This window comes from Novosphingobium terrae, assembly GCF_017163935.1.
In the GTDB taxonomy this organism is placed as follows: domain Bacteria; phylum Pseudomonadota; class Alphaproteobacteria; order Sphingomonadales; family Sphingomonadaceae; genus Novosphingobium; species Novosphingobium terrae.
The window spans coordinates 2343394-2356167 of sequence record NZ_JABVZR010000001.1 but is presented as its reverse complement, the minus strand read 5'-3'; the positions used below and the strand labels follow the sequence as shown (position 1 = coordinate 2356167).

Annotated in this window: 9 protein-coding genes; 7 read left to right on the top strand and 2 right to left on the bottom strand. The window is 64.0% G+C overall.

From position 1 onward, the window contains the following. Window positions 1-69: 69 nt before the first annotated feature. Genes HGK27_RS10685 through HGK27_RS10675 form a run of 3 tightly spaced genes read left to right on the top strand, consistent with a single transcriptional unit; the run spans window position 70 to window position 3242 of the window. Window positions 70-1290: a DUF2252 family protein gene (locus tag HGK27_RS10685; RefSeq protein WP_206240514.1), complete on the top strand. Its 1221-nt coding sequence runs from the start codon at window positions 70-72 to the stop codon at window positions 1288-1290. A 60-nt stretch (window positions 1291-1350) separates the two neighbouring features. Further along, window positions 1351-2109 carry an SDR family oxidoreductase gene (locus HGK27_RS10680; protein ID WP_206240513.1) on the top strand — a complete coding sequence of 253 codons (759 nt, stop codon included), beginning with the start codon at window positions 1351-1353 and terminating at the stop codon, window positions 2107-2109. A gap of 5 nt (window positions 2110-2114) precedes the next feature. Continuing rightward, window positions 2115-3242: a glycoside hydrolase family 130 protein gene (locus HGK27_RS10675; RefSeq protein ID WP_206240512.1), complete on the top strand. Its 1128-nt coding sequence runs from the start codon at window positions 2115-2117 to the stop codon at window positions 3240-3242. On the opposite strand, the gene HGK27_RS10670 is transcribed toward HGK27_RS10675, so the two are convergent. After that, on the bottom strand, window positions 3239-4387 hold the full coding sequence (locus HGK27_RS10670) for an acyltransferase family protein (RefSeq protein WP_206240511.1): 1149 nt from the start codon (window positions 4385-4387) through the stop codon (window positions 3239-3241). The genes HGK27_RS10675 and HGK27_RS10670 overlap by 4 nt on opposite strands. A 203-nt stretch (window positions 4388-4590) precedes the next feature. After that, on the bottom strand, window positions 4591-5205 hold the full coding sequence (locus tag HGK27_RS10665; protein WP_241127023.1) for a DNA-3-methyladenine glycosylase I: 615 nt from the start codon (window positions 5203-5205) through the stop codon (window positions 4591-4593). 189 nt (window positions 5206-5394) lie between these two features. Here HGK27_RS10665 and tkt point away from each other — a divergent pair, with 189 nt between their 5' ends. From tkt to zwf, 4 genes are read left to right on the top strand one after another with little or no spacing between them, the layout of a single operon-like run. Continuing rightward, window positions 5395-7497 carry a transketolase gene (gene tkt / locus HGK27_RS10660; protein ID WP_206240510.1) on the top strand — a complete coding sequence of 701 codons (2103 nt, stop codon included), beginning with the start codon at window positions 5395-5397 and terminating at the stop codon, window positions 7495-7497. Beyond that, entirely contained in the window at window positions 7494-10322 is a 2829-nt protein-coding gene (locus HGK27_RS10655) for a bifunctional transaldolase/phosoglucose isomerase (protein ID WP_206240509.1), read from the top strand. Before tkt ends, HGK27_RS10655 begins: the two co-directional genes overlap by 4 nt. 35 nt (window positions 10323-10357) lie before the next feature. After that, window positions 10358-11338 (top strand): phosphogluconate dehydrogenase (NAD(+)-dependent, decarboxylating), encoded by a 981-nt coding sequence (gene gnd, locus HGK27_RS10650; RefSeq protein ID WP_206240508.1) that lies wholly within the window; start codon window positions 10358-10360, stop codon window positions 11336-11338. Next, window positions 11338-12774, top strand: a complete 1437-nt coding sequence (gene zwf, locus HGK27_RS10645; protein ID WP_206240507.1) for a glucose-6-phosphate dehydrogenase — start codon at window positions 11338-11340, stop codon at window positions 12772-12774. Before gnd ends, zwf begins: the two co-directional genes overlap by 1 nt.

The following is a 12774-nucleotide window of genomic DNA, read 5'->3' as shown; positions in this document are numbered from 1 at the left end:
TTTTAGTCGGGCCTGCGGCTTTTTCCGCGCGCAAGCATTTCTCTGTCACAATCTGGCAATGGAGCAGCCATGGAACGCATCAGCGGTGAGATCGATCGGGGCGACAGGACCTTGCGGCTGACGCGCAGCCGGGCGCTGAAAATGGCGCGATCCACCCATGCCTATGTGCGGGGCAACACCGCGAAATTCTATGAATGGCTGGCGAAATCGCGCTCCGCGGAGCATCTGCCCCAGGGCCCCTCCTGCTGGATCTGCGGTGACGCGCATCTGGGCAATCTGGGCCCGATCGCCGCCGCCGATGGCCAGATCGATATCCAGATCCGCGATCTCGATCAGAGCGTGATCGGCAATCCGGCGCATGATCTCATTCGGCTGGGGCTGTCGCTGGCCTCGGCAGCGCGGGGGTCGGATCTGCCGGGGGTGACCACCGCCCGGATGATCGAGGAGATGGTCGATGGCTATGCCCGCGCCATGGCCCAGGGCGAAGACGGCGAAACCCCCGAGCCCAATGTGGTGAAGGCCGTCAAGCGGCAGGCGCTGGGGCGGCGCTGGCGCCACCTGCTCAGCCGGATGGATGACAGCAATGCGGGGCTGCCGCGCGGCAAGAAGTTCTGGCCGCTCGAACCGGCGGAAGACAAGGCGCTCAAGACCCTGTTCAAGGACCCTGCCGTGATCGCCATGGTGCTGGCGCTCAACCGGCGCGATGAGGGGGACCGGGTGCGGCTGCTGGATGCGGCCTTCTGGAAGAAGGGCTGCAGTTCTCTGGGCAATCTGCGCTATGCCGCGCTGCTGGGCATTGGCGGCTCGCGCAAGCAGCCCGCCGATTATGCGCTGATCGACCTCAAGGAGGCGGTGACGGCGGTGGCCCCCTCCAGCGATCCTGCCGCCATGCCGCAGGACCATGCGCAAAGGGTGGTGGCGGGCGCCATGGCTCTGGCGCCCAATCTGGGCGAGCGGATGCTGGCCACCCATGTGCTGGGCCGCTCTGTGATGATGCGTGAATTGCTGCCTCAGGATCTGAAGCTGGAGGTGGCGCAGTTCTCGCAGGGGCAGGCAACCAAGGCGGCGCGCTATCTGGCCTATGTGGTGGGCCTGGCCCATGCGCGGCAGATGGACCGCGAGGCACGCCGCTGGTGGCAGGATGCCGTCAGGCGGCGGCAGAGCGCCACGCTGGATGCGCCCGGCTGGCTGTGGGAAAGCGTGGTCGACCTCACCGGCATTCATGAGGCCGCCTATCTGGAGCATTGCCGCGCCTATGCGCTCTCGGCATCGGAGGCGCAGACGGGATAGGCTGCGGAACTCTGGCAGAGACGGCCTGTTCCCTCACGCGGAGAGCTGAAGGAGGCCCGTATGACCGACCGCCGCGATGCCCATACCAACCAGCCGGGCCTGAAAGGGCGCAAGGCCATCATCACCGGTGGCACGACGGGGATCGGCAGGGCTATCGCCGTGCTGCTGGCCAGCGAAGGCGTGGAGGTCTTTGTGTGCGGCCGCGATGCTGACCATCTCGGCGATGCTCTGGCCCGTATCCGCGAGGTGGGGCGGGGCGATGGCATCGCCCTCGATCTGGCCGATGAGGATGGGGTGGAGCGCTTTTTTGCCGCTGCCGCTCGCACTCTGGGAGCAGCCGATAGTGTGATCGTTAATGCGGCGGTTCCTGCCGAGGGGCTGTCGACCATGTCGGCGCAGGAGGTGCGCTATGCCGTTGCCACGGATTTCACCGCCTATCTGCTGAGTACCCATGCCGCTGTCGATATGCTGGGCGATCATGGCGATATCGTGCTGATCGGCTCGATGTCTGCCCATGTGCTGGGTGGGGGTTCCACGGTCTATGCCGGGATGAAGGCGGGCATAGCGGGCTTTGCCGAGGCGCTGCGCCGCGAACTGGGGCCCAAGGGCATCAAGGTCTCGCTGGTGGAGCCCGGCAAAACCGGCGCCGATTTCCAGTACCCGGACATCCCCTCAGACAGGCAGCGCGCCATGATCCATGACGAAACCATGCTGCGCGCCGAGGATATCGCCGTTGCCGTGCATTATCTGCTGACCCAGCCGCGCCGCGCTGTCGTGCAGCAACTGACCATCACCCCGCGCGGGCAGGAACAGGAGTAGGCGTTATGACCGAGCATCCCTTCGATCAACTGCTGCTGGTGCCTGACGATATCGACCTGTCACGCTCACCGCTGGCCGGGCATCTGGGGGCCGAGACCTATGTGCTGGGCGCCTTCAATCCGGGGCTGACGCGGCTGCCGGGCGGCAATCTGCTGATGATGGTGCGCGTGGCCGAGGCACTGCGCGAGCCGATCCATGACGGCCATGTCCATGCCATCCGCTGGGAGGATGGGCGCTATGTGCTGGATGCCTGGCCTCTGGAGCATGCCGACACCGCCGATCCGCGCAAATTCATGCTGCTGGGCGGCGGCTGGAAGATCATGGCGCTGACCTCGCTGTCATGGCTTTTGCCCGTGGAGCTGAGCCCGGATGGCACGCGGCGGCTGGCGATCCATTACGACAAGGCCATCGCCCCGCAAAACAGCCTGCAATGTTACGGCTTGGAGGATGCGCGGATCAGCAAGGTGGGTGAGCGCTGGCTGATGACCACATGTTCGGTCAGCCCTGAGCGGCATTCGACCACGCTCTACACCTCCGGCAATGGGTTGGACTGGACCTTTGCCGATATCGTGCTGGATCACCAGAACAAGGATATGCTGATCTTCGAAGGGCTGATCGATGGGCAGTATTGGGCCCAGACGCGGCCCTTGGGTGACCTCTATTTCGCCTATCCGCCGGGCAGCGCATGGCGGGCGGGCCCCTCGATCAATCTGGCCACATCGCCCGATGCGCTGCATTGGAAGCCGCATCTGAAGCCCGGCATTCGTTCGCATGCAGGCACTGTGGCCACCGCGCGCATGGGCGGCGGGGCGCAGCCGATCCTCACCGATGAGGGCTGGCTGACCTTGTGGCACGGCGTGGAGCCCAAGGAGATCGTGGGCATCTACCGCACCTATTGGTCACTGCTGGACAGGGATGATCCGACCATCGTCCTGCGCAGCGGCGAGGGGCCTGTGCTGGAGGCCGATCCCGAACTGCTCCGCCCCATCGAGCATCAGATCTATCTGCGCGATGTGGTTTTCACCACCGGCATCGTTGCGGGCGAGGATGGCTTTATCGTGGCTTCGGGCGAGGGCGATCTGGCTTGTCGGATCACCCATATCCCTTCTGACGCCTTCGGTCTGAAGCCCTAAAGCCGTGCCGCGTGGAGGCGCCCGCCGCTGAGCAATTTTGCGGCTTTCGGGGTCACGCGCATCATCAGATTGCCCAGCGCCACTGTTGCGCCCAGCACCATAAAGGGCTGGCTCAGCAGAAACAGCGGATAGGCAGGCGATCCGATGGGGCCGAAGATATGGTCGCCGATCAGCGGGCCCAGCAGCCAGATCATGATCAAATGCGCGCAGAACATCAGGAACATATAGGGCTCGACCTTGAGCAGAGGCCCGGCAATCCGGCTGGCCGCCAGCCTCCAGGCGAGGGCCCAGAAGAAGATCGCCGTGGCGCAGCGCATCGCCAGATCGATGCCAGCCAGCATCAGCGGATCATTATAACCACGATCGACGCCGACCACCTCCAGCCACACTTTGACCGTGCCGATGGCGATATAGGGCGCCCCCATCAGCACCAGCGGGCGTGAGGCCATCCAGGCCGCCAGATGATGCCTGCGCGCCAGCAGTCCGGCGATAAAGAACAGCAGGATCGAGGGACGCTGCAGCACCACCGGAGCCGGGTTCACCGGCATCAGAGACCATGCCATGGCGGCCAGCGCCACGCCGATCAGCACTTTGCTGGGTAGGCGCACCAGCAAGGGCACGGCCAGCATGCAGATGAAAAGGTCACGCAGGAAGGGGATCTGCACATTGATATCATTGGGCGTGATCAGGCAGAACAGCTCGTCGATGGTCCACCACACTGTGTCGGGGCGGGGGGCATAGATCAGCCCGAGATAGGCCGCGCCGGACACGAAGAAGATGGCCAGCGCATTCCACAGCACCATGGGCAGCGCCACGGTGCGCAGCTTGCCTTTCAGAAAGGTCTTCCACCCCCGCTTGGCGAAGGACGGCCCCACCAGCCAGCCCGAGATCATCGAGAGCAGCGGCACCGAACTGCGCGCCATCAGATCGATCAGCGCCCAGCGCATCAGGCCTTGCGAAGTATCGTTGAACAGCTGCAGGTCCTGCCCGTTCCGCCCCGTCCAGGCATGGACATAGACGATGCCCATGATGCAGATCACCCGCGCGATGGCGATCGCGCGGGACAGGTGGGTCTTTTCGTCGAGCGGGGCCTGTCTGTCGGGAGGGGTGGGCCTGGTCTGGTCAGCCGTGCGGGCAAGGGTCATCGTTGCTGGCTTCACTCTGCCCCGCCTGTTGCCGCGCTTCGGCCATGCCGTGTCTTTTCCGGCCAGTTCTTTTCCGGACAGGTCCATGCGCATTCAGTCATCCTGCCGCTTTGATAGGCAGAATTGCAAAGCTGCCAAGCGTGGAAAGGTTGCGCGCCGCCCCATCCGCGACCAGTCGGGCCAGCGGCGGGGCAGGCGGCGTTTTATTCCATGCCCTGGCCCGGTTTGGCACGGCATGGGCAGGTCAGCGCATGGTCGTTCACCAATCCCGCCGCCTGCATAAAGGCATGGACCGTCACCGCGCCGACGAATTTGAACCCTTTGGCTTTCAACGCTTTGGACAAGGCCAGCGAGGCAGGCGTACTGGCCAGCACCGTCTGCCCGTCGCCCAGCTGCGGGGCGCCATCCACGAAGCTCCAGATCCAGCTTGTGAAATCCTCGCCCGCCTCCTGCATGGTCAGAAAGGCGCGGGCATTGCTGATGGTGGCCTCGATCTTGGCGCGGGCGCGGATGATGCCTTCGTCCTGCATCAGGCGCTCGACATCCTCGGGGCCATACAGGGCGATGACAGCCGGATCGAAGCCCTGGAATGCGCGACGAAACCCTTCACGCCGGTGCAGGATGGTGCGCCATGACAGGCCTGCCTGAAACCCCTCCAGCAACAGCATTTCCCACAGGTCACGCGGGTCGTGCATGGGCACGCCCCATTCTGCGTCGTGATAGGCTTCCATCAGCGGATCGCCCTGTGCCCATTTACAGCGCGCCCAGTCGCCGCGTTGAAGGGCCTCTGCCATCGGAGCATCATCCTCATTGTTCATGATATGTACTCAATCTAGCATCGTCTTGCCGCAGGGGAAGAGGTAAAATGACAGGCACCGCGCCAAACCCCTCATCTTGCCGCAAAATCCGCAAGGAAGAGCCGATGGCACAGGACTTTAGCCTTAAGACCCGGACCCAAGTGGCGATCCCTTCGTTTCGAGAGCAAGCTTAGGAAGGATGCACTTCGCATGACCGATACGCTCGCCTCCGCCACGCTGACCCCTGCCGCCCCGCATGTGCGGGAAGACGGTTCGGTTCAGCGCCTTGCCATCGACACGATCCGGACTTTGGCGATGGATGCGGTGCAAAAGGCCAATTCTGGCCATCCCGGAACACCCATGGCGCTGGCGCCTGTGGCCCATACGCTGTGGAGCCGCTATCTGCGCTATGACCCCGCCACGCCGGACTGGCCGAACCGGGACCGCTTCGTGCTCTCCTGCGGTCATGCCTCGATGCTGCTCTATGCGCTGCTGCATCTGGCGGGCGTGGAGGAGATCGATGCCGATGGGAAGAAGACCGGCGCGCCTGCCGTCAGCCTCGACGACATCAAGCAGTTCCGCCAGCTGGATTCCAAGACCCCGGGTCATCCCGAATACCGCATGACCACCGGCGTTGAGACCACCACCGGGCCTCTGGGGCAAGGCTGCGGCAATTCGGTGGGTATGGCGATTGCCGCGCGCTGGCTGGGAGCAACCTTCAACCGCGATGGTTTCGATCTGTTCGATCACGACGTCTATGTGCTGTGTTCGGATGGCGATCTGATGGAAGGCGTGGCGAGCGAGGCGGCTTCCATCGCCGGGCATCTCAAGCTGCCCAACCTCTGCTGGATCTATGACAGCAACCATATCACCATCGAGGGCGAGACCGATCTGGCCTTCGATGAAGACGTAGCCAAACGTTTCGAGGCCTATGGCTGGCAGACCGTGACGGTCGAGGATGCCGAGGATGTGGTGGCCTTCGCCAAGGCGCTGGAGGTGTTCAAGGCCACGCAGGACAAACCCACGCTGATCGTGGTGAAATCGGTGATCGGCATTGGCTTTCCCACTCGCGCCGGCACCCACAAGGCCCATAGCGATGCCCCCGGCGAGGAAGAAATCCGCGGCGCCAAGAAAAGCTACGGCTGGCCCGAGGATGCGCAATTCCTTGTGCCCGATGAGGCCAAGGCGGAATTCTCGCGGGCGGTTTCGTCACGCGGCGAGCCGTTGCGGGCGGCATGGGAAAACAGTTTCGCCAAATACCGAGAGGCCTATCCCGAACAGGCCGAAGCGATCGATGCGCTGCGCAATGGCCAACTGCCCGATGGCTGGCAGGACGACCTGCCCAGCTTCGAGACTGACGCCAAGGGCATCGCCAGCCGCGAGGCCAGCGGCAAGGTCATCAACGCTATCGCCACCAAGGCGCCATGGCTGGTGGGCGGCGCAGCGGACCTCTCGCCCTCGACCAAGACCGATGTGAAGGGCGCGCCCTCGCTGGAGGCGCAGACCCCCGGCGGCCGCAACATGCATTTCGGCATCCGCGAGCATGCGATGGGCTCGATCGCCAATGGCATGGCGCTGAGCTATCTGCGGCCCTACACCGGCACCTTCATGGTCTTTTCCGACTATATGCGCCCGCCGATCCGTCTGGCGGCGATTATGGAGCTGCCGGTGATCTTCGTCTTCACCCATGACTCCATCGGCGTGGGTGAGGATGGCCCAACTCACCAGCCCATCGAGCATCTGGCCGCCCTGCGCGCCATTCCGGGGCTCGACACGATCCGCCCCGGCGATGCCAATGAGGCGGCGGTGGCCTGGAAGGTGGCGCTGACCCATACGCATGAGCCGACAGCGCTGATCTTCTCGCGTCAGGCGATCTCCACGCTGGATCGTGGCAAATACGCTTCGGCGGATGGCCTCGAAAAGGGCGGCTACATTCTGGCCGACAGCGATGGCGAGCCGGAGATCATCCTGATCGGCACGGGTTCTGAACTGCCTCTGGTGGTGGCTGCGCATGAAAAGCTGACGGGCGAGGGCGTGAAATCCCGCGTCGTCTCGCTGCCCAGCTGGTATCTCTTCGAAAAGCAGGACCGTGCCTATCGCGACAGCGTGTTCCCACCCCATATCCGCGCCCGGCTCGCTGTCGAGCAGGGCGGCGCGCTCGGCTGGGACCGTTATGTCGGCCATGATGGCGCCACCATCACCATGTCGACTTTCGGCGCCTCGGCCCCCTTGGCCAAGCTTCAGGAGAAGTTCGGCTTCACCCTCGACAACATCTGCAAAGTCGCCCGCGACGTGATGGAGAATGCCCGATGAACAGCCAGAGCGGCGTGGTGGTGCGCACCAAGACCAGCCTGTTGAAGCACTTGCATGAGGCCGGGCAGGCCGTGTGGCTGGATTTCGTGGATCGCGGTTTTCTGGCGCAGGGCGGCCTCAAAAAGCTGATCGAGGAAGACGATGCCACGGGCGTCACCTCCAACCCCTCGATTTTCGAGAAGGCGATGGGGCATGGCGATGCCTATGATGAGGGCTTCAAGCAGGCCCTGACGCAGGGCGATGTTGCCGTTCAGAAGCTGTATGAAAAGCAGGCCATCGCCGATATCAAGGCTGCTGCGGAAGATCTGCGCCCGGTCTATGATCACCTGCACGGGCAGGACGGTTACGTCAGCCTTGAGGTCTCCCCCTATCTCGCCAATGATACCGCCGCCACCATCACCGAGGCGCGCGAACTGTGGCGTCAGGTCGATGCGCCCAATCTGATGGTCAAGGTGCCGGGAACTGAAGCGGGTGTGCCCGCGATCCGCCAGCTGATCGCGGATGGGCTGAACATCAACGTCACGCTGCTGTTCTCCATCGAGGCCTATAAAGCCGTGGCTCATGCCTATCTCGACGGGCTGGAGGCGCGCGTCGCCAAGGGCGAGCCCATCGATCATATCGCCAGCGTGGCCAGCTTCTTCGTCAGCCGCATCGACACGCAGATCGACAAGAAGATCGATGCCCGTGTGAAGGAGGGCGACAAGGATGCCGAGGCGCTGAAAGCGGTGCGCGGCAAGGTGGCCATCGCCAATGCCAAGCTGGCCTATGCCTGGTATCAGGAGCTGATCGCCAGCGACCGGTGGCAAAAGCTGGCCGCCAAGGGCGCGCGTCCCCAGCGCCTGCTCTGGGCCTCGACGGGCGTGAAAGACCCGGCCTATCCCGACACGCTCTATGTTGACACGCTGATCGGGCCGGACACGGTCAACACCATGCCCCCCAAGACGATGGACGCCTTCCGCGACCACGGCACCGTGGCGCAAACCCTGACGCAGGATGTGGAGGCCGCCCGCCATGTGTTGGCCGAGGCTGATCGCTTGGGTTTGGATCTGCCCGGCGTAACAGCTGCTCTGGTTGAGGATGGCGTGAAGCAGTTTGCCGATGCCGCCGATGCCCTGTTGGGCGCGGTGGCCGCCAAGCGCGCGCAATTCGCAGGCGATGCGATCAACAGTTTCGAAGCCACCCTGCCGCATGATCTGCAAGAGGCCGTCGAAGCGCGCCTGAAGGTAGCCGCCAGCGAAGGCTGGTCCCGCCGCCTGTGGCAGGGCGATGCCTCGCTGTGGACCGGCAAGGATGAGGGCAAATGGCTCGGCTGGCTGGCGGCGGCCGAGGGCAAGCAGGTTGACGATGCCGCGCTGGAAGCCCTGCGTCAGGATGCCCATCAATACAGTGATGCCGTGCTGCTGGGCATGGGCGGATCGAGCCTTGGGCCCGAGGTGCTCTCGCTGATCCTCGGCCATGGCGAGGGCAGCCCGCGCCTGCATGTGCTCGACACCACCGATCCGGGGCAGATCGCGGGCGTGGCCAGGGTGATCGATCCGGCGCGGACGCTGTTTATCGTCTCCAGCAAATCGGGCTCGACGATGGAGCCGGAACTGCTGCGCACCTATTTTCATGCGCTGAGCGGCGGAAAGAGCGACCATTTCGTCGCCGTCACCGATCCGGGATCGAAGCTGGAAGCCAAGGCCAAGCAGGACGGTTTCGCCCATATCTTCCTTGGCGATCCGGCGATTGGCGGGCGTTATTCGGTGCTCTCGGTCTTTGGTATGGTGCCTGCTGCGGCCAGCGGGCTGGTGGCTCCGGCGCTCTATCATGCCACGGCGCCGATGGTGCTCTCCTGCGGGCCGGATGTGCCGCCTGCCGCCAATCCCGGCGTGAAGCTGGGCGCGATCATCGGCGAGGCGGCGGTGCGCGGGCGCGACAAGTTGACGATCCTTGCCTCCCCCAAACTGCTGCCTTTCGGGTCATGGCTGGAGCAATTGCTGGCCGAATCCACCGGCAAGCAGGGCAAGGGCATCGTGCCTGTCGATCTGGAGCCACTGGGCGCGCCGCAAGCCTATGGTGCGGATCGCCTCTTCGCCTATTTCGCTCTGGCGGGTGAGCGCGATGCCGAGCAGGAAGCCCGCCTTGAAGCGCTGGCCGCCTCGGGCCATCCGGTGCTGCGGATCACTTTGGCCGAGGCCGAGAACATCGGTCAGGAGTTTGTCCGCTGGGAGGTGGCCACCGCCATTGCCGGCGCGGTGATCGGCATCGATCCCTTCGACCAGCCCGATGTGGAAGATGCCAAGGTGGCCACCCGCAAGCTGGTCGATGCCTATGAAAAGGACGGCGCTGAGAATGAAGATGCGCCCGTAGCGGAGACCGATGATTTCGCCGTCTACGGCTTTGGCGAAGGCGCCAAGGACGATGCTGCCGCCTTGCTCAAGGCTCATCTCGCCAGCCTGAAGCCGGGCGACTATGCCGGTTTCCTCGCCTATATCGAGCGCAATGAAACCGACAGCCTGCTGATTGAATCCATCCGCACCAGTCTGCGTGATGCCAAAAAGGTGGCGACGGTCGCCGGTTTCGGCCCCCGCTTCCTGCATTCCACCGGGCAGGCTTACAAGGGCGGCCCCAACAGCGGCGCCTTCCTTGTCATCACCCGCGATCCCGATCCCGATCTGGCCATTCCCGATCATCGCGCCAGCTTCGGCTGGGTGCAGATCGCTCAGGCCAAGGGCGATGCGCAGGTGCTGGCGCAGCGTGGGCGGCGCGTGCTACGCGTGCATCTCAAGCAGGGCGGTGGCGGACTCGCTGCGCTCAAGACGGCGATCCTCGCGGCCCTGTAACGTCTTTTGATACCCCCCAAGAAAAGGACTTCTGCATGCGTCTTGCAATGATCGGCCTCGGCCGGATGGGCGCCAACATCGCGCGTCGGCTGATGCGTAACGGCCATGAGATCGTGGCCTTCGATCTGAGCGAAAAAGCCATCGATACGCTGGTTCAGGATGGCGCCACCGGCTCCACCTCGATCGAGGATCTGGCGGACAAGCTTGATGAGCGCCGTATCTTCTGGGTGATGCTGCCCGCCGGTGAACCGACCGAAAGCATGATCCAGAAGCTGCTCGGCCTTTCGCGCCCCGGCGACATCATCATCGATGGCGGCAACACCTTCTACAAGGACGATATCCGCCGCGCCAAGGCCTGCGCCGAAAAGCAGGTCACCTATGTCGATGTCGGCACCTCGGGCGGCGTCTGGGGGCTGGAGCGCGGCTATTGCATGATGATCGGCGGCGAGAAGGAAGCGGTCGACCTGCTCGACCCGATCTTCGAGGCGCTGGCCCCCGGCCTCGGCACCATCCCCAAGACCAAGGAACGCCCCGAAGCCAGCGACCCCCGCGCGGAAAAGGGCTATATCCATGCCGGTCCCGCCGGCGCCGGGCATTTCGTCAAGATGGTCCACAATGGCATCGAATATGGCCTGATGGCCGCCTATGCCGAGGGCTTCGATGTACTGAAGGGCAAGATGTCCGAAAGGCTGCCCGAGGATGAGCGTTTCGACCTCAACCTCACCGACATCGCCGAAGTGTGGCGCCGGGGCAGCGTGGTGTCCTCGTGGCTGCTGGACCTCTCCGCCTCGGCTCTGGCCAAGGATCAGGCGCTGGACGCTTTCAGCGGCAATGTCGCGGATTCCGGCGAAGGCCAGTGGACCATCGACGCCGCCATGGAAGAGGCCGTGCCCGCCTATGTCCTCTCGGCGGCGCTGTTCGCCCGCTATCGCAGCCGGGTGGAGAACACCTTTGGCGACAAGCTGCTCTCGGCCATGCGCTTCGGCTTTGGCGGCCATGTGGAGATGCCCCAGTAATGAAGAAAGCGCCCGTTGCTCCCCCCGCGACGATCGTGATCTTCGGTGTGACAGGCGACCTTACCCGTCGCCTGTTGCTGCCGGCCATCGTCAATCTCCAGCAATCAGAGCTGCTCGATCCGGCGACGAAGATCATCGGTGTGGGCCGTGATGACATCGACGCCGATATCCTTTGCAAGGAACGCCTGCCCGGCTTCTTCGAGGAGGATGGCGCCGCGTGGAAGGCTCTGAAACCGCGCATCGCCTATCAGCGCGGCGATTTCGGCGATGAGGCGCTCTATCAGGCACTGGGTGAGCAACTGGACGCCAGTGCCATGTTCTATCTGGCGGTGGCCCCCAGCTTTTTCGGGCCGATCGTGGAGCAATTGGGCAAGGCCGGACTGCTCGATGAGAGCAAGGGCTTCCGCCGCGTGGTGGTGGAAAAGCCCTTCGGCACCGATCTGGCCTCGGCCAAGGCGCTGAACGCGCGCCTGCTGGCTCAGGCCAATGAGGAGCAGCTTTACCGCATCGACCATTTCCTGGGCAAGGAAACGGTGCAGAACATCATTGTCAGCCGCTTTGCCAATGCCCGCAATGAGGCGGTGTGGAACAGTCGCTACATCGATCATGTGCAGATCACGGCGGCCGAAACGGTGACGGTGGGATCGCGCGGGGCCTTCTACGATGCCACCGGCGCGCTGCGCGATATGGTGCCCAACCATTTGTTCCAGCTGCTGGCGCTGGTGGCGATGGAGCCGCCGATCAATCTGGAAGCCGAAAGCCTGCGCAATGAAAAGGTGAAGGTGATCGACGCCATCCAGCCCATCGCGCCGGAAGACGCGGTGCGCGGCGCCTACACCGCAGGCAAGATCGGCAAGGAAAAGGTGCCCGCCTTCCGCGAGACCGAGGATGTTGCGCCCGACAGCAGCACCGAAACCTATGTTGCCCTGAAGCTGGCGGTGGAGACATGGCGCTGGCACGGCGTGCCCTTCTATCTTCGCACCGGCAAAGGCCTGACTGCGCGCGACACGGAGATCGTCATCCGCTTCCGCGACGCCCCCATTGCCCTGTTCCGCGACACGCCGACTGACAGCCTGCCGCCGAACCAGCTGGTGCTGCAGATCCAGCCCAATGAGGGGATCAAGATGGATATGGCGGTGAAACGCCCCGGTCCCTTGATCGAGGCCGTGCCTGCCAGCATGTCTTTCGCCTATGCCGATATCTTCGATATGGGCCATCGCACCGGCTATGAGACGCTGATCTATGATGTGCTGATCGGCGATGCCTCGCTGTTCCAGCGCGCCGACCAGATCGAGGCGGGCTGGCGCGTGGTGCAGCCCTTGCTCGATGCTTGGCAGAGCGGCGAGCCGGAAGCCTATGAACCGGGCAGCGCCGGTCCCGCAGGCGCGGACGAACTGATCGCGCGCGATGGCCGCGCCTGGCATGAGATTGGATAG